The sequence below is a fragment of the Rheinheimera sp. WS51 genome (assembly GCF_050936095.1).
Taxonomy (GTDB): Bacteria; Pseudomonadota; Gammaproteobacteria; order Enterobacterales; family Alteromonadaceae; genus Alishewanella.
Genome location: NZ_JBOTRC010000004.1, coordinates 230,978 through 246,790, shown reverse-complemented (window position 1 = coordinate 246,790; position 15,813 = coordinate 230,978). Strand labels below are relative to the sequence as shown.

The following is a 15,813-nucleotide window of genomic DNA, read 5'->3' as shown; positions in this document are numbered from 1 at the left end:
CCAACGTCATTGCCAATAAATAACGCTTCCCAAGTACAAGCTGTGGTGAACGGTTACACATCACGTATGCAAATTGAAGAGAGCTTCCGCGACCAAAAATCAACCCGGTTTGGCTTAGGCATCGCAAGGTACTAAGCTACTGCTATATTGCGGCAAGACTAATACATCAGAGGGAACTGCGGATAACCTTGAAACATTGGCTATCCGGCGTTCTTTACTTCAGGCAGAAAACCGCAGAGTATGGATTGTGTTGGAGCTAAATTCGTGGGGATCCCTCAGGGTCAGAACAAAATTAAATGCTATTAATTAAATATCTGGGGTCAGAACAAAATTAAATGCTATTAATAAGTCTGAAATAGAAATTGGCTTCATCTCTAAAATGAAACGCCATTGCTCTTTAACAAACTGACGACGAAACAGGCAGTCGGGCCAGCTAACGCAAGGCAGCAATTACACCGACTTTGCTTATGGCACTGACCGCCAGCTTTACCGGCGCACCGATGTTAGAAGCGGCCAAGCTACCGATGCGTTTTATATCGATGGCCTGTACGAGCGAGTAACGCTGCCATCTGGCGTGGTAGAGCACAAGTTTAATGTGGGTAACACCGTTATTACCAAACGCAGTAACGGCGTGCATGACGAGTTATACCTGCATAAAGACAATCAGGGCTCGACCATTAGCATTACTAATGGCAGTGGCGCAGTATTGCAGCAGTTTATTTACGACCCTTGGGGTAAGCAATATAGCGTAAGCAGCAACAGCTTATTCACGACTTACAGCAACCCCGGCACCAGTAAAGGCTACACCGGCCACAATATGGTGAATGACTTTGAGGTTATTCATATGAACGGCCGTACCTATAACCCGATACTCGGCCGCTTTATGCAAGCCGACCCGTTTATTCAGGCACCAAGCAACCTGCAAAACTACAATCGCTATAGCTATGTGCTGAATAACCCCATGAGCTATACCGACCCGAGTGGGTATTTCTTTAAGAAGCTTAAAAAGTTTGTTAAGAAATATTGGAAAGCTGCTGTTGCTATTGCTGTTACAGTTGCAACCTATGGGGCCGCGTCAGGTTGGGCCGCCGGTTGGGGAATGACCCAAGGGTTTTCAATGACAGTCATGGGTACAACGTCGACTTTTGTGACGGGGCTTTCAACAGCAGGTGCAATGACTGCTGGAGCAATAGCAGGAGCTGCAGGTGGATTTGTCGGAGGCGCTCTGGCCACAGGTAGCCTTCGCGGCGCTGTGAATGGAGCAATTTCTGGAGCAGCAACAGGGGCAGCTTCCGGTGCAATTAGTGGTATGGGAGTATCTAATAAAGACATTCTTAAAAGAATGGCAATATCCTCTGCAGGAGGCTGTGCTGCAGGAGCCGCATCAGGCGGATCTTGTAAAAAAGGAGCTAACATGGCTGCTTTGAGTCAGTCCCTGAGTATATCGATAGAAATGTATACCACTAGCAAACCAACATATAAGACGCCATCAAATAAAAACGGTACGTTTAAACCTAGTGACAAAGCTATTGTAGATGAAAAGTACTGTGTTTATTGTGATGTTGTTGATAGTGATTCCAATAATATCGGTGTTGGTTTAAGAGCAAATGCTGGTGAAATTGTAGGCTCTTTAACACCAAATGATACACACTGGAAATCCATTGCTGAAGGAGGCCCAGGATCGAGAGCATTAGCTTCTATACCTGGATTTAATTCTGGCGCAATATTCCATGATGTCTTTGTTGGGCACATTGAAAGAACTATAGGTATGCATCAATGGTCAAGTAATGCTCAGTTGATTGGTGGTCTTTTCACTAACCAAATGACTATAATACCAGGTATTGCATTAAACTATGTTGCGTTAGGGGTTAAGGATTATGAGTATTACTATAATAACGTTAAGAATAATTAAGTTATTTATCTCGCTACTGGTAATTTTTCTTTCTGGTTGTGCAATTGAAAGTAAAGTGTCTAGTAGTTATGCTTCAATAGATGGCTGGTATCATAACAAGGGCGTGTTCACCGATAGAGTTGTTGAGGTCGGATTCATAGTTAACAATTCTTCTTATGTAAATGTGAAAGAGAGATTTATTCTTGAGTATGATAGGAGTTTAGTTAATGGTTTAAATGGAGATTCTTTCGGCAATAATATGTCTATAGATTTGGTGGTGAAATCAGTTGCAGCATCCGTTGAATTTGATATTGATGGGGTTTTGCTTTACAAAGGAAATAAGTACAAGAGTATTGGTGCGATAATAGGGCGATACGCAAAGCTTGATGGTTGTAGGTATAATGATAGCCCAGCCTTGTTGGGGAATGATGTTGAATTATCTAATAGTGTTTTTACCTGTATTAGATACATTTTTCCAATAGATATTATCCCCGCTTCAGAGCAATTCTCAATGTTTGTGAAATATCGTTCTAATTTTTTTGAAGAGGTGTTCGAAGCTAGGTTCTCAGAGAGAATTTCTAGCTATATTGGTCGGCACTGAAGAACTTTGGGGGAACTTTGGAGTCAGGTCTTACCTTTTGAAGAACTTTGAAATCAATGGGGTCAGAGTCATTGATTAGAAATCAATGGGGTCAGAGTCATTGATTACAGCTTTGGCCATTCGCCATGTTGATAAAGGATGAAAATGAAAACGTTTTTAGTGGCTTTAATAATGTTATTCGCTGCCGGTGTGCAAGCCGATACCACTGCCAAGATTGATAAGATACTAATGTATGAAGGCGGTAACCTAGTTTATATCTACCCGGTGGGTGGTGTACAGAATAAACCGGCTTGCCATGGTTCTAACGGTGATTATTTATCATTTAGCATGGCCCGCCCGATGGCGAAAGACTATTTAAGCGTGTTGATGATGGCCTTTGCTATGCAGAAAACCGTGAGTTTTAGAACCTATCGCGACTGTGTAGATCAATCTATGTCAGACACCGTGATGTATTTTACGGTGCACAATTAAAAGGATATTGCGTAAATGCCAGCTGTAACAAAATGGGCAGTGGCTTTTGCGGCAGCGCTAGCGCTTTATATGCCTGATACGCAAGCCGCGGAGTACTTTAGAGGCCGCACTATTATTGGTGCCGGGGTGTTTGTGCATGGTGATAAAAGCATACTACTTGTTGATATAAGCGGTGACAAAAGCAACATGCCAGCTTGCGCCAGTACCGGGCGTTTTGCGATAAATGGGGTCAGATCAAAATTAAAAAGCTTTAAAATAATTGGGGTCAGATCAATATTAAACAGGCGAAATTCAAGAGCTTAATTTTGATCTGACCCCATTTATTCAACTGACTGAACTTACTTACATACCCCAGTTGGACACTAAACCCGGCCGATGATTTGGTTATTAAGCATGAGTACCAACATGGTGGGCTGGTTAAATTAACTGTGGATTACAACTACGACTATGTCGGCAATGTTACCCAACGCCAGCTTAATTTTGGCAGCGTCGGCAGCCGTGCCGGCTTTACCGAAGTGTTTGGCTACGATGAATTACATCGGGTTACCTCGCGCACTATCAGCGCCGTCAGTGGCAGCAGTGGTTATACTAGCTTACCTGGTGCGCTGAAAATGAACGAAAGCTACCGCTACGATCATTTTGGCAATATGACCTTTAAAACCAATGTCGGTAATTATTGCTATGACAGCAGTAAAACCAACCGTTTAACCGGTGTATGGTCAGGTAGCAATTGCACTGGCACCCGCCATTACAACTTTAGTTATGATAATAATGGCAATGTCACCAACGACGGTAAGCGCAGCTTTACTTACACGGCGTTTGATAAGCCAGCCAGAGTAACCCAGGGCGCCAACCGTACAGACTTTACTTATGGCCCTAACCGCGAGCTGTATCGCCGTATCGACGTGCGCGACAACAAAACCACCGACACCTTATATATCGGCGGCTTATACGAGCGGGTAAGCTTACCCACAGCGGTCACCGAACATAAGTTTTATGTTGGCAATGCGGTAATTACCAAGCGCAGCAATAACGCCCATGACGAGTATTACCTGCACAAAGACGGCCAGGGTTCTACCACCAGCATAACCAATGCAGCTGGTAGCTTGCTGCAACAGTTTATCTACGACCCCTGGGGCAAGCAGTACAGCGTAAGCAGCAACAGCTTATTTAGCACTTACAGCAATCCGGGCGACAGCAAAGGCTACACCGGCCATAAGATGATTAACGACTTTGACGTTATTCATATGGGCGGCCGTACCTACAACCCGATACTGGGCCGCTTTATGCAAGCCGACCCGTTTATTCAGGCACCAAGCAACCTGCAAAACTACAATCGCTATAGCTATGTGCTGAATAACCCCATGAGCTATACCGACCCTAGTGGCTATTTCTTCAAGAAACTGATGAAAGCCACTGGTGTCACGGCTGCGATGAAGTTTTTAGCTAATAATGCGCTACTTAACGGCATTGTGATGGTTGCGCTAAACTTTATTCCAGGCTGTCAGGGCTGGTGTACCGCGCTTTATTCCGCAGTACAAAGTTATGCGGTAACGGGCAGCTTAGGCGGCGCACTGCGCGCCGGTGCTTTTGCCTATGTTGGCGGCATGATAGGTGGTTTGGGTGACTTAGGCGGGGTAACGGGGGCTTTGGCATCCGGTGTTGCCGGCGGCGCGTTAAGTGTGTTGCAAGGTGGTAAGTTTGGCCATGGCTTTTTCAGCGCAGGTTTTGGCGCGGCTTTTAGTGGTTTGGGTGGTAAGGTCAGTAACCCTTATGGCCGGGTTGCAGTTAGTGCAATTATCGGTGGTACTATCTCCAAAGTCACTGGCGGCAAGTTTGTGAATGGTGCGGCGAGTGCGGCTTTTGCGGCGTCTTTGAGAGAGATTAAAACTCACTATGAACAAAGATCTCACGTACCAACAGAGGCAAACACAACTCCAGAGCAAAGAGCAGAGATTGAGAAGAAAATGGATGCGTTGAATACGGAAATTGCAGGAATCAATAAAAAGGGAGGCTTTGCAAATGAAAAGGCTGCCGCAGCATGGTACCACGAAAAGGTGCATCCATTAGGAATCGAATACGATACTGAATTTGGTGCTAACATCTTTAAAAACGAGATCTGGATTGGAGAAACTCTTGTGGACAAGTTTTTCTTAGGTAACGTCGTAACTCAACATTACTCAAATCAAGTTGATTTATCTGGTTCTCAATATGGCTCGTTGCGTGCTAGCTCCAAATGGCACACGCATGGGAATAGTAACGTCGGTCACACAATAGGTGCAGATACAGATTGGGCAGACGCGTCTAAGTCACGCTCTGCGTATGTATCTAGAGGACCAACGTATACAGGTGATGGTATATCTCTAGATGTATGGAGAAACGGTGGAGCAACAACGATATGCGGTGTTACATGCAATTTCTAAAAAGCTTTTTTATATTAATATGTTTGTCGGTTTCCTTATCAGTATCAGCTGATAAAGAAAGTGGGCATATTAAAGTTAATTTTTACACTCTGGCTTCGATGCATCCTGAATTGGATGGTAAAAAGATTGCGTTGCGTGGTTGGATAGCTTTTTATGATTATGGTAATTATCAGAAAGTTTTACTATTCCCTAGTCAGGCGAGTAGAGATGAGTTCAATATTCAAGAGTCTGTGAAGATTGACATTGTTAAGGAAGACTTTGAGGCAGCTCGTCAGTATTTATCTAATAATATTGTAATTGTATATGGGACATATAAATCAGAAAGCTTGGATAACATTAAGCTTTTCGGGAGAATTACTAAAGTTGAGGATATAGATATTGTTTCTGTCGATTAGAGAAGCTTTGGAAGCAGGTCAGGGCAAGATCACGAAAATCAACGGGGCAGGTCTTGCCTTTTGCTATAAAGGAACTTTGGGGTAAAAAGGGAACAATGGGGTCACGGTCATTGATTTGAATAAATGGGGTCAAAATAAATGGGGTCAGATTAAAATTAAATAAATGGGGTCAGATTCTGAGGTATCCCCACAAAATTGCTAGCTAAAACAAAAAGATGAATTCAGAAGGAACATTCATGGCGTTCGGTGATCAGATCAATCGCCAAAAATCACTGAGGCCCAACAGCCATGAATGTCCGTAATAATAGATAATTGGGGTCAGATCAAAATTAAATAGGCTGCTGGTTTTTGATTATTAATGTCATTCGCCATGCAGAGAGCCCGATTAAATTTTGGATAATTTTATTGTTTCATTGCAAATGAAACGCTATTGCTCTTTAACAAACTGATAACGAAGCCGGTGCTTAGCTTTACCTTAGCACTGGGTAACGGATTTTTTAAGGTAGCGATACCTTACAATAGGTAATCTGGGGGCGACAACCGGACAGACTTTGCCTATGGCCCCAACCGCGAGCTGTATCGTCGTACTGATGTGCGCGACAACAAAACCACCGATACGTTATATATTGGCGGCTTATACGAGCGGGTAAGCTTACCCACAGCGGTCACCGAACATAAGTTTTATGTTGGTAATGCGGTAATTACCAAGCGCAGCAATAACGCCCATGACGAGTATTACCTGCACAAAGACGGCCAGGGTTCTACCAGCAGCATTACCAATGCTGCTGGCAGCTTGCTGCAACAGTTTATCTACGACCCCTGGGGCAAGCAGTACAGCGTAAGCAGCAACAGCTTATTTAGCACTTACAGCAACCCGGGTACCAGTAAAGGCTACACCGGCCACAATATGGTGAATGACTTTGAGGTTATTCATATGGGCGGGCGCACCTATAACCCACACCTTGGGCGCTTTATGCAGGCAGATCCGTTTATACAAGCGCCAAAGAACTTTCAGAACTATAACCGGTATAGTTATGTATTAAATAATCCGATGAGTTATACCGACCCGAGTGGGTATTTCTTTAAAGCACTTGGTAAGTTTGTTAAGAAGTATTGGAAGTGTAACTACCCCGTAAAATAATACAGTTTATTGGTAGAATTTCTTTTAAGCTAAACCAAAGGAGTTTTACGATGAGCAAACGCAAACAAAAAGCCAAATAGTGGCAATCTTGCTGCAATCTGCGGCGGTAGCTTTATGACCGTATTACGACCTAGCACTGTCGGAGTAAACAGTCCAAATTGGTGGGGTTTCATTAATAAAAATCATAAAATATGTACTGTCAGTGGTTACAGAGATAGGTGGTCTGGTAGATCCTGAGGGGCTTCAGTTTAATGCTGAGCCCTCAGATATAACATCATTAGCTATAACAATAGTTATTCAGCCGTAAGCACTCGCTCTAAATCTTCATTGCTACGCAGGGTTAAAATTTCACAACCAGTATCGGTAATTAAAATAGTGTGTTCAAACTGGGCGGATAAGCTGCGATCTTTAGTGACGACTGTCCAGCCATCTTTAAGCATTTTACTGTGCCGTGCACCAGCATTAATCATCGGCTCTATCGTAAGGCACATACCAGTGTGTAATACTTCACCCGTACCTGGGCGACCATAATGCAGCACTTGCGGCTCTTCATGAAACACTGCACCTATGCCATGACCGCAATACTCACGGACAACCGAGTAGCTATGCTTTTCAGCGTGTTGTTGAATAATATGGCCAATATCACCTAAGCGAACACCATTTTTTACTTTCTTTAAGGCTAAATATAAGCATTCTTGAGTCACGCGAATTAACCGCTCAGCCATAATGCTGGGCTTACCCACTACAAACATTTCTGAAGTGTCGCCGTGATAACCATCTTTAATTACTGTGACATCAATATTAATAATGTCACCATCTTTTAATTTTTTATCATTTGGTATGCCATGGCAAATAACATGGTTAACTGAGGTACATACTGACTTAGGAAAACCATGATAATTAAGCGGTGCAGGTATAGCTTGCTGTTCATTAACTATATAGTCATGGCACAAGGTATTTAATTCATCTGTGGTTACGCCAGCTTGCACATGCGGCCTAATCATTTCTAATACTTCAGCCGCTAAGCGCCCGGCTACGCGCATTTTTTCAATTTCTGCCGCAGTTTTAATAATTGCAGTCATGCATAGTCTCTCTTTAATATCGTCAGGTTTTAGTTACTAACGATTTGCTGTAAAAATACACATTTTATTGTGTTTACCACGCGCCTATGGTATAAAGCGCGCCGCTAATAAGCAAATTGCATTGGTGCGGTTATTGTAGCATTTTTGCTGCTGACATCACACATGCAGTGTAAATTGGCGAAACTTAAACAAAACATAACCAAAACACACATACATCGACACATGCACCGGGGTGCTTTGTTTGGCGTTTAACCAAAGCCTAACCAAAGTCGGCACATGGGATGTATGGAGGCTTAACCCCTTATACAGGAAAATAAATCATGGCAAAAGTTTCTATGCGCGACATGCTCCAAGCGGGCGTTCACTTCGGTCACCAAACTCGTTATTGGAATCCAAAAATGAAACCATTCATTTTTGGTGCGCGTAACAAGGTACATATCATCAATTTGGAAAAAACTGTTCCAATGATGAACGATGCATTGGCATTTATTCAACAAGTATCTGCAAAGAAAGGCAAAATCTTATTTGTTGGTACTAAGCGTGCAGCATCTGAGGCAATCAAAGAAGCGGCAACTAAAGTTGATCAGTTCTATGTAAATCACCGTTGGTTAGGTGGCATGCTGACAAACTGGAAAACTGTGCGTCAATCAATCAAGCGTTTAAAAGATCTTGAAGCACAAAGCCAAGACGGTACTTTTGACAAGTTAACTAAAAAAGAAGCTTTAGATCGTACTCGCGAAATGGACAAGTTAGAAAAAAGCTTAGGCGGTATCAAGAATATGGGCGGTTTACCAGACGTTCTATTCGTAATTGATGCTGATCACGAGCATATTGCTATCAAAGAAGCAAATAACTTAGGTATTCCTGTTGTTTCAATCGTTGATACTAACTCTGATCCAGTTGGCGTTGATTATGTAGTACCAGGTAACGATGACGCTATCCGCGCTATCCAGTTATACTTGGCAGCTGCTGGTCAAGCGATTGCTGATGGCCGTGAAAAAAATATCGAAGTACAGGCTGAAGCCGAAGCTTTCGTTGAAGCCGAGTAATTTTTCTGATTTTAGCTTTAAGAGATTTAAAGTAAATACAGAGTAAAATTGCGACAGGGGCTTTTGCCCCTGTTTGTTCAACCAGAATTAATACGAGGAAGCTCTCATGGCTGTAACTGCCGCTTTAGTAAAAGAACTTCGCGAGCGCACAGGCGCTGGCATGATGGATTGTAAAAAAGCACTGGAAGAAACTAGTGGTGATGTAGAAGCTGCAATTGATGCGATGCGTAAAAGTGGTTTGGCTAAAGCAGCCAAGAAAGCTGGCCGCATTGCAGCAGAAGGCGCTATCATTACTCGCGTAGGTAACGGTATTGGCTTAGCAATTGAATTTAACTGTGAAACAGACTTTGTTGCACGTGATGCAAGCTTTTTAAACTTTGCGAATTCTGTTGCTGACTTAGCACATGCTAATAAGTTATTCACTGCTGAAGCTATCTTAGCAGCTGACTTAAACGGTACTTCTGTAGATGATACCCGTGCTGCTTTAGTTGCTAAAATTGGTGAAAACATCAATGTACGTCGCGCTGCTGTAGTAGAGGGCGAAACGATTGGTCAATACGTTCACTCAGGTCGTATCGGCGTATTAGCAGTACTTGAAGGCGGTAATGAAGACGTGGCTAAAGATGTAGCAATGCATGTTGCTGCTAATAACCCAGGTTTCTTAACACCAGAAGATGTACCTGCTGATGTTGTTCAACGTGAACACGAAATTCAATTAGATATCGCAGTAAACTCAGGCAAGCCTAAAGAAATCGCTGAAAAGATGGTTGCAGGCCGTATGAGTAAGTTTACTGGTGAAGTAAGCTTAACAGGTCAGCCGTTTGTTAAAGATCCATCAATGTCAGTTGGTGATTTCTTAAAACAAAATGACGCTAAAGCTGTTTCTTTCACTCGCTTAGAAGTTGGTGAAGGTATCGAAAAGAAAGAAGAAGACTTTGCTGCTGAAGTTGCAGCACAAATTGCTGCTGCTAAAAAGTAATTTGCACTTCTGCCTAAGGGCAAAAAAAGCTAGAATAACCGCGTCTTTAGGTTTTTACCTAAGCCGCGGTTTTTTTTATCTATAATTTAGCAAATTCACACTGCACTATGAGGTTGTCATGAGCACAAATCCAAAACCAAGTTACCGTAGGATCTTATTAAAACTTAGTGGCGAAGCGCTAATGGGAGAAGAAGGCTTTGGAATTGATCCCAAAGTGTTGGATCGCATGGCACAAGAAATTAAAGAATTAGTTGAGCTAGGTGTGCAAGTTGGCATTGTGATTGGTGGCGGCAATATATTTCGTGGTGAAGGCTTAGCCAAAGCAGGCATGAACCGAGTAGTGGGCGATCATATGGGCATGTTAGCTACCGTAATGAATGGCCTAGCCATGCGTGATGCATTGCATCGTGCCTATGTTAATGCCCGTTTAATGAGTGCTATTCCACTTAATGGTGTTTGCGATAACTATAGTTGGGCCGAAGCCATTAGCTTGTTAAAGTCGGGGCGTATTGTTATTTTCTCTGCTGGCACAGGCAACCCATTTTTTACTACAGATTCAGCTGCCTGTTTACGCGGTATTGAAATTGGCGCTGATGCGGTGTTAAAAGCGACTAAAGTTGATGGAGTATTTTCTGCTGATCCAGTAAAAGATCCTACTGCTACTTTATACACAAAACTGAGTTATGCTGAAGTGTTAGAGAAAGAATTAAAAGTGATGGATCTTGCGGCCTTTACGTTAGCCCGAGATCATAATTTGAAGATCCGCGTCTTTAATATGAACAAGCCTGGCGCATTAAAACGAGTAGTTATGGGTGATCCAGAAGGTACAGTGATCGACCACGCGGAAAATTTACAGTAAACTAGATAAGTTATGCCTAAGCGCATTGGATAGAAAAGGATACAGATCGTGATTAACGACATTATTAAAGATATTAAAGTTCGCATGGATAAAAGTGTTGATGCACTTAAGTCACAGTTAAGTAAAGTACGTACAGGCCGTGCCCACCCAAGTTTATTAGATGGCATTATGGTATCTTATTATGGTGCAGACACACCATTGAATCAGGTAGGTAATGTATCTATTGAAGATTCACGTACACTAGCCATAACCGTATTTGATAAAAGCTTAACGCCGGCAGTTGAAAAAGCCATTATGGGCTCAGACTTAGGTTTAAACCCAATGTCTGCAGGCACAGTGATCCGTGTTCCATTACCCGCTTTAACAGAAGAACGCCGTAAGAGCTTAGTGAAAGTGGTTCGAGGTGAAGCTGAAAACGGCCGTGTTGCTGTACGCAATATTCGTCGTGATGCTAACAGTGAATTGAAAGCGTTATTAAAAGATAAAGAAATCAGTGAAGATGATGAGCGTCGCGCAGCAGACGAGATCCAAAAAGTGACTGATATTTTTATTAAGAAAGTGGATGAAGTTCTAGCAGATAAAGAAAAAGACTTAATGGAAGTCTAATTAACTCTCTACTTTTAAAAAAGCGTTGCAGCGCTTCGGTGGCACAACGCTTTTTATATTTTCAAATATCAAATGTCTGACTAATTTAAGGCAATTACAAGGATAGGTCTCACATTATGACTGCAATAACGCAGCTCAACCCGAAAAATTTACCACAACACGTGGCAATAATCATGGATGGCAATGGACGTTGGGCACAGCGGCAAGGAAAACCAAGAGTTTGGGGTCATAAGAAAGGGGTTGAATCCGTTCGTCGCAGCGTGAGTTTTTGTCGTGAGTTGGGTATTAAGTCTCTAACTTTATTTGCTTTTAGTAGTGAAAATTGGCGGCGCCCTGAAAAAGAAGTTAGTACATTAATGCAGTTGTTTTTGATGGTACTGCAAAGCGAAGTTAAGACATTACATAAGCACAATGTGCGCTTGAAAATTGTCGGTAATTTAACGCCTTTTAATGACAAGTTAAGGGCAAATATTACAAAGGCAGAGCAACTTACCGCTAATAATACCAGCATGACGCTTAATATAGCGGCGAATTATGGTGGTCGTTGGGATATTGTTAATGCAGCAAAAGGTTTGCTGCAAAAGGTGGAACAAGGTAAGTTAGCGAGCACAGATTTGACTGAAGATATGTTCGCAAAAGAAATACAAATGAATGACCAACCTGAGTTAGATTTACTTATTCGAACAGGTGGTGATATACGGATCAGTAATTTTCTGCTGTGGCAAGCAGCTTATGCTGAACTATGGTTTACTGATACTCTATGGCCTGACTTTAATCAGCAAGTATTTTCAGAGGCAATTGCTGCATTTGTTAACCGTGAGCGTCGCTTTGGTTGTACCGGTGAGCAAATCAGGCAGTTAGCTCAAAGTAGCAAAGGATAAAGATATTGTTTAAGCAACGGGTTATTACCGCACTCTTATTAGCGCCACTAGCGCTGTTAGCTGTATTCTATTTACCACTAGCTGGTTTTGCCGTGTTTATTAGTGCCGCTTTTTTATTGGCAGCTTGGGAGTGGAGTGGGTTTTGTGGCTTAGCCAAAAAGAGTCTCCGCGCTATTTATGTTGGTATCACAGCAATTATATTTTTACTGTTATACATCTTATTACCTGCGCAATTAACACAACCACTGACAACACAACTCTTGCTGCATAGTCTGTTATTGATCGGTGTTATTTGGTGGTTAATTGCCATTGCTTTAGTGCTTAGCTTCCCGCGTAGTAAAACAATATGGGCAGCAAAAGATTGGTTAAAAGCCTTAATGGGCTGGTTTACGTTGATTCCAGCTTGGGCTGCAGTGCTTTATATTCGCCATACTGGTTATGCCGAATCTGAATTTACCGGCGCTTGGTTAATCTGTGCATTACTGGGGTTAGTTTGGGCGGCAGATATTGGTGGTTATATTATCGGTAAGCCGTTTGGTAAACATAAATTGCTACCACGAGTCAGCCCAGGAAAAACAGTTGAAGGTATGCTGGGAGGCTTAGGTTTTGTGGCGTTATTAGTTACCCTTGTTGCTGTTCAGCGAGGCTGGCCTGAGCAAACTTGGCTTTGGTATCTTGCTGCATTGACGTTGACTATATTGTCTGTTTTCGGTGATTTAAGTGAAAGTATGTTTAAGCGTGTTGCTGGCGTTAAAGACAGTGGTGCTTTTCTTCCTGGCCATGGTGGCATTTTAGATCGGATTGATAGTCTAACGGCAACAGCGCCATTATTTGCACTGATTATAGCCTTATTAAGCGGTCTTTATTAATGCGTAATGTGGTGATTCTAGGCTCGACGGGGTCTATAGGCATGAGCACGTTATCCGTGTTAGAGCAGCACCCTGATAAGTATCAGGTATTTGCACTTACCGCAGCTACTCAGACGGATAAACTACTGCAGCAATGTTTAGAGTTTAAGCCACGTTACGCTGCAATGGTTGATGTAACTGCTGCCCAAAGCTTAAAGGTGCAGTTACAACAAGCAGGCAGTAAAACCGAGGTATTAGCGGGTGTTGAGTCACTAAGCTATGTGGCCGCTGCAAGTGAAGCTGATATTGTAATGGCGGCTATTGTAGGCGCGGCGGGGTTATTACCTACGTTAGCGGCTGTAGAGCAAGGCAAGACAGTATTACTAGCCAATAAAGAAGCCCTAGTAATGAGTGGCGAGCTATTTATTAATAAAGTACAGCAACATAAAGCTACTTTGTTACCTATTGATAGTGAGCATAATGCTATATTTCAATGCTTGCCTGCGGCCATGCAACAGCAGAGCCATAGTCAAGCTATAGCTAGTTATGGTATTAGCAAGTTATTGCTAACCGGCAGTGGCGGCCCTTTTTTAACAACAAACTTAGCTGATTTTGACCAGATAACGCCCAATCAAGCTGTGGCGCATCCTAATTGGAGTATGGGGGCTAAAATTTCAGTTGATAGCGCCACTATGATGAATAAAGGCTTGGAATTTATTGAGGCCCGTTGGTTATTTAATTGTCAGCCAGATGACATAGAAGTTGTTATTCACCCGCAAAGTATTATCCATTCAATGGTGCAATATAGTGATGGCTCTGTATTGGCTCAGTTAGGGCAGCCAGATATGCGTACACCTATTGCTCATGCATTGGCTTTCCCTGAACGCATGGCCAGTCCTGTTTCGCCACTTAGCTTCAAGCAGATGCGAGATTTTACGTTTACCCAGCCAGACAGAGCCCGATATCCTAATTTATATCTAGCGATAACGGCTTGCCAATATGGACAAGGCGCTACGACTGCAATTAATGCAGCCAATGAGGTAGCCGTGGCGGCGTTTTTAAAACAACAGATCCGCTTTACCGATATTTATCGTGTTAATGCGGCTAGCTTGGAACAATTTGCTCAAACTAAGGTCTGTACCTTAGACGAAATTTTACAGCTAGATCAACTTGCTCGACAAAAAGCTGAGCATTTTATAAGGAAACACTGTTAATGTTGGGTGCGATATGGAACTTATTATCCTTTGTGGTCGCGCTTGGCATATTGGTCACAGTGCATGAGTTTGGTCACTTTTGGGTAGCTAGAAAAAATGGTGTTTTAGTTAAACGCTTCTCTATTGGTTTTGGCAAAGCGTTAGTCAGCTGGCGCGATCGGCAAGGTACTGAGTTTGTCATTGCGGCCATTCCTTTAGGCGGCTATGTACGGATGCTAGATGAACGGGTAGATCCTGTTTTGCCCCAATTTAAAGACCTCTCTTTTAATAGTAAAACAGTTTGGCAACGCATGGCTATTATAGCTGCGGGCCCTGCTGCTAACTTTATTTTTGCTTTTATTGCCTTATGGCTAATGTATATGCTGGGTGTGCAAACCATTAAGCCTGTTATTGCGACAGTGGCTCCACAGTCTATCGCTGCTCAAGCTAAAGTGCCTAGCAACTCGCAAATTGTCTCAGTCAATGGTCACACGGCTACCGATGCCAATAATGTTAACTTATTGCTAGTTGAGCAATTAGGCCGTGATCAGATAGAACTAGGGATCAAAGACTTTGCTACTGGCCAAGCGAGAACCATAGTACTTGACACTACTGACTGGCAGTTTAATCCGGAGCAGCAGAGTGTTTTTGCTAGTTTAGGTTTAGAGCTAGATCGGCCTCAAGCCCTGACAGAGTTAGCGTTAATCGCTGAAAATAGCGCTGCGCAGCGTGACGGTTTACAGCAAAATGATAAAATTATACAAATTGATGAGACTGTTATTAATCAGTGGTCCCAAGTAGTAACCATAGTAAGTAATAGCCCTGAACGACCCTTACACATGCTTATAGAGCGCCAAGGTCAAGAGCTTGAGCTAACCGTAACCCCAGCTAGTGTGGCTGGTAAAGATGGCTTTTCTCAAGGAATGCTTGGCGTGAGCCCTAAAGTAACACCTTGGTCAGAGGGAGTGGTTTACACGCAGCGTTATGGTCCCATAGAAGCGGTGTCAGCCGGCTTTACACATAGTTGGCAGTTAATTAGATTAAGCTTTGTAATGATAGGGAAGTTGATCACTGGCGATGTCTCTATGAAACATCTTAGTGGCCCAATTTCTATTGCACAAGGCGCAGGAAGCACCGCAAGCATAGGTTTCGTTGCTTTTTTATCGTTTTTAGCCTTAATAAGTGTTAATTTAGGCGTCATAAATTTATTACCGTTACCTATTCTTGATGGTGGCCACTTAATGTATATGCTAGTGGAACTAATTCGGGGTAAACCTGTCTCTGAAAAGACGCAGGAAATAGGTTTCAGGTTTGGCGCGTTACTCCTGTTAATGTTAATGGGAATAGCCTTATTAAATGATATTTCTCGTTTATAAATAACTAATCATAAGTAG

At 42.7% G+C, this 15,813-nt stretch carries 15 protein-coding genes; 14 read left to right on the top strand and 1 reads right to left on the bottom strand.

Annotation, left to right across the window (positions count from 1 at the left end):
* The first annotated feature begins 595 nt into the window (after positions 1–595).
* The 6 genes from ACRCA4_RS08010 to ACRCA4_RS07985 all read left to right on the top strand — a co-directional run bounded on the left by ACRCA4_RS08010 (position 596) and on the right by ACRCA4_RS07985 (position 6,922).
* Positions 596–1,912, top strand: coding sequence for an RHS repeat domain-containing protein (locus ACRCA4_RS08010; protein ID WP_433186629.1), 1,317 nt, complete (start codon positions 596–598; stop codon positions 1,910–1,912).
* On the top strand, positions 1,878–2,492 hold the full coding sequence (locus ACRCA4_RS08005) for a hypothetical protein (RefSeq protein ID WP_433186626.1): 615 nt from the start codon (positions 1,878–1,880) through the stop codon (positions 2,490–2,492). The genes ACRCA4_RS08010 and ACRCA4_RS08005 overlap by 35 nt, the downstream gene beginning before the upstream one ends.
* A 144-nt stretch (positions 2,493–2,636) precedes the next feature.
* Positions 2,637–2,963 carry a hypothetical protein gene (locus tag ACRCA4_RS08000; RefSeq protein WP_433186623.1) on the top strand — a complete coding sequence of 109 codons (327 nt, stop codon included), beginning with the start codon at positions 2,637–2,639 and terminating at the stop codon, positions 2,961–2,963.
* A gap of 380 nt (positions 2,964–3,343) precedes the next feature.
* On the top strand, positions 3,344–5,386 hold the full coding sequence (locus ACRCA4_RS07995; RefSeq protein WP_433186620.1) for an RHS repeat-associated core domain-containing protein: 2,043 nt from the start codon (positions 3,344–3,346) through the stop codon (positions 5,384–5,386).
* Positions 5,374–5,781, top strand: a complete 408-nt coding sequence (locus ACRCA4_RS07990) for a hypothetical protein (protein ID WP_433186617.1) — start codon at positions 5,374–5,376, stop codon at positions 5,779–5,781. The genes ACRCA4_RS07995 and ACRCA4_RS07990 overlap by 13 nt, the downstream gene beginning before the upstream one ends.
* A 592-nt stretch (positions 5,782–6,373) precedes the next feature.
* Positions 6,374–6,922 (top strand): RHS repeat domain-containing protein, encoded by a 549-nt coding sequence (locus tag ACRCA4_RS07985; RefSeq protein ID WP_433186615.1) that lies wholly within the window; start codon positions 6,374–6,376, stop codon positions 6,920–6,922.
* 293 nt (positions 6,923–7,215) lie between these two features.
* On the opposite strand, the gene map is transcribed toward ACRCA4_RS07985, so the two are convergent.
* The gene (map, locus tag ACRCA4_RS07980; protein ID WP_433186613.1) at positions 7,216–8,004 is read right to left on the bottom strand and encodes a type I methionyl aminopeptidase; all 789 of its coding nucleotides are present in this window, start codon (positions 8,002–8,004) and stop codon (positions 7,216–7,218) included.
* A gap of 320 nt (positions 8,005–8,324) precedes the next feature.
* Between map and rpsB the strand changes: the two genes are divergently transcribed.
* The 8 genes from rpsB to rseP all read left to right on the top strand — a co-directional run bounded on the left by rpsB (position 8,325) and on the right by rseP (position 15,795).
* Positions 8,325–9,053, top strand: coding sequence for a 30S ribosomal protein S2 (gene rpsB / locus ACRCA4_RS07975; protein ID WP_433186610.1), 729 nt, complete (start codon positions 8,325–8,327; stop codon positions 9,051–9,053).
* Between the two features lie 106 nt (positions 9,054–9,159).
* Positions 9,160–10,032 (top strand): translation elongation factor Ts, encoded by an 873-nt coding sequence (gene tsf / locus ACRCA4_RS07970; protein WP_433186608.1) that lies wholly within the window; start codon positions 9,160–9,162, stop codon positions 10,030–10,032.
* Positions 10,033–10,150: 118 nt separating this feature from the next.
* Positions 10,151–10,891 carry a UMP kinase gene (gene pyrH / locus ACRCA4_RS07965; RefSeq protein ID WP_433186606.1) on the top strand — a complete coding sequence of 247 codons (741 nt, stop codon included), beginning with the start codon at positions 10,151–10,153 and terminating at the stop codon, positions 10,889–10,891.
* A gap of 48 nt (positions 10,892–10,939) precedes the next feature.
* Positions 10,940–11,497, top strand: coding sequence for a ribosome recycling factor (frr, locus tag ACRCA4_RS07960; RefSeq protein WP_433186603.1), 558 nt, complete (start codon positions 10,940–10,942; stop codon positions 11,495–11,497).
* A 116-nt stretch (positions 11,498–11,613) separates the two neighbouring features.
* Positions 11,614–12,378 carry a polyprenyl diphosphate synthase gene (gene uppS, locus ACRCA4_RS07955; protein WP_433186601.1) on the top strand — a complete coding sequence of 255 codons (765 nt, stop codon included), beginning with the start codon at positions 11,614–11,616 and terminating at the stop codon, positions 12,376–12,378.
* A gap of 5 nt (positions 12,379–12,383) precedes the next feature.
* The gene (locus ACRCA4_RS07950; protein WP_433186598.1) at positions 12,384–13,247 is read left to right on the top strand and encodes a phosphatidate cytidylyltransferase; all 864 of its coding nucleotides are present in this window, start codon (positions 12,384–12,386) and stop codon (positions 13,245–13,247) included.
* A complete protein-coding gene (gene ispC, locus ACRCA4_RS07945; protein ID WP_433186595.1) occupies positions 13,247–14,440 on the top strand; it encodes a 1-deoxy-D-xylulose-5-phosphate reductoisomerase in 1,194 nt (397 codons plus the stop codon). The genes ACRCA4_RS07950 and ispC overlap by 1 nt, the downstream gene beginning before the upstream one ends.
* Entirely contained in the window at positions 14,440–15,795 is a 1,356-nt protein-coding gene (rseP, locus tag ACRCA4_RS07940) for a sigma E protease regulator RseP (protein ID WP_433186593.1), read from the top strand. The genes ispC and rseP overlap by 1 nt, the downstream gene beginning before the upstream one ends.
* The last annotated feature ends 18 nt before the right edge of the window (positions 15,796–15,813 follow it).

What these genes read in the sequence shown, in the direction of transcription:
- ACRCA4_RS08005 (WP_433186626.1), top strand. Translation starts at nt 1,878, where the DNA reads ATGAGTATTACTATAATAACGTTAAGAATAATTAAGTTATTTATCTCG.
- ACRCA4_RS08000 (WP_433186623.1), top strand. Translation starts at nt 2,637, where the DNA reads ATGAAAACGTTTTTAGTGGCTTTAATAATGTTATTCGCTGCCGGTGTG.
- pyrH (WP_433186606.1), top strand. Translation starts at nt 10,151, where the DNA reads ATGAGCACAAATCCAAAACCAAGTTACCGTAGGATCTTATTAAAACTT.
- map (WP_433186613.1), bottom strand. Translation starts at nt 8,004, where the DNA reads ATGACTGCAATTATTAAAACTGCGGCAGAAATTGAAAAAATGCGCGTA.
- uppS (WP_433186601.1), top strand. Translation starts at nt 11,614, where the DNA reads ATGACTGCAATAACGCAGCTCAACCCGAAAAATTTACCACAACACGTG.
- ACRCA4_RS07990 (WP_433186617.1), top strand. Translation starts at nt 5,374, where the DNA reads ATGCAATTTCTAAAAAGCTTTTTTATATTAATATGTTTGTCGGTTTCC.
- ispC (WP_433186595.1), top strand. Translation starts at nt 13,247, where the DNA reads ATGCGTAATGTGGTGATTCTAGGCTCGACGGGGTCTATAGGCATGAGC.
- rpsB (WP_433186610.1), top strand. Translation starts at nt 8,325, where the DNA reads ATGGCAAAAGTTTCTATGCGCGACATGCTCCAAGCGGGCGTTCACTTC.
- rseP (WP_433186593.1), top strand. Translation starts at nt 14,440, where the DNA reads ATGTTGGGTGCGATATGGAACTTATTATCCTTTGTGGTCGCGCTTGGC.
- tsf (WP_433186608.1), top strand. Translation starts at nt 9,160, where the DNA reads ATGGCTGTAACTGCCGCTTTAGTAAAAGAACTTCGCGAGCGCACAGGC.